This window comes from Pseudomonas sp. NPDC087598 (assembly GCF_044743525.1).
Classification (GTDB): Bacteria; Pseudomonadota; Gammaproteobacteria; order Pseudomonadales; family Pseudomonadaceae; genus Aquipseudomonas.
Window position 1 is genome coordinate 1 of sequence record NZ_JBIUWQ010000157.1, and the last position, 1,294, is coordinate 1,294.

Consider the following 1,294-nt stretch of genomic DNA (forward strand, 5'->3'; position numbering starts at 1 on the left):
CCCTCACTGTAGAGACCGGTACATCCTTTACACATTAGACCGGGGACATCGTTTACACCTTTTCCAGGCTTGCTACGCGTTTAGCGCCGCGTTCAAGCCTGCCTAAGCAGAAGGTGCAAAGGTACAACTCCCACACATCATCAGCCACCTCCTTCAGCGCGATGTCTTCGCCGATCAGTGCCTCTCCCAGAAAAATCAGCTGTCCTTTCCATTTGAACTCTCCGTTCGAACGAACCTTACGCACTTCAACGTCAGTGCCATATTCAACCGCTGGCAGGTAACCGGGGTATGGTCGTAACGACGGGCTATACACCGAAGCAGGTGGCTTCATGTCCAACGCTGTGTGCGGTCGAACCTGATTGAAGTCCTGGATGAAATCCTCAAAGGCCAATTGCTGGCGCACAAGATTTTCCGCAGGTGTTCGTAATACCGCTGCTTTCAGCGTTCGGTGCATCCGTTCGTGCCGGCCATTTTGGTCGGGACGGCCAGGCGTAATTGTCTCGACGTGGATTCCGTGCCTGATGAACCACACCGACAACTTCGACAAACGCGCCAAACCCGTTGATGCGAAGGGAGCGCCATTGTCCGTGCGAATCACATCCGGCAACCCAAACTCCCGGAAGGCCCACTCGAAGCCCTGCCGCGTCGGCTCCCCATGCGTGCTGGGCAATGCCCGGCAAAGCAGCAGATAGCGACTCATCTGGTCGGTAATGGTCAGCGGATAGCACCAATTGCCATCCTGCATTTTGAACTGCCCTTTGTAATCGGCACACCAGGTCTGATTGGGTTGGTCGACCGGACGCAAATGCGTCGGAGCGCGTGGGCGCACGGGATAGGGGCGCCGCGCGGTGACCAGACCAGCCTTCTTCAACCATATCCCGGCGGTACTCGCGGCCGGCCAGTGGATATCCGGATCGGAGACGCGTAGACGATCAATGATCTGCTTAGGCCCCCGATCGGGATGCTCGTTTTTCTTGGTCAGCAGCGTGGCTATGATTTCGTCGGGAGTTTGATGAGGGCAATTCAATGGCTTACGCGATTGCTCTTTCAAGCCATCCACGCCCAGCGCTGCATACCGTTCCAGCCACTTGTCGATGGTTGGACGGCTGACGCCATAGCGCCGGCTTAATTGGCTCTTGGTGTAACTGCCGCCAAGCCAGTCGCTGACTAACTTCACTCGTTGATCCATTGGGGACTCTTGATTCCAGGGCATGGTCAGCACCTCCTGACCATGATTGATACCTGTAAACCATGTCCCCGGTCTCAAACGTAAAGGATGTACCCGGTCTTTACC

At 56.0% G+C, this 1,294-nt stretch carries 1 protein-coding gene; it reads right to left on the minus strand.

What is annotated here, in order from left to right:
• Window positions 1–52: 52 nt before the first annotated feature.
• Entirely contained in the window at window positions 53–1,213 is a 1,161-nt protein-coding gene (locus ACIOWE_RS30225; RefSeq protein WP_401398628.1) for an integrase core domain-containing protein, read from the minus strand.
• Window positions 1,214–1,294: the final 81 nt, after the last annotated feature.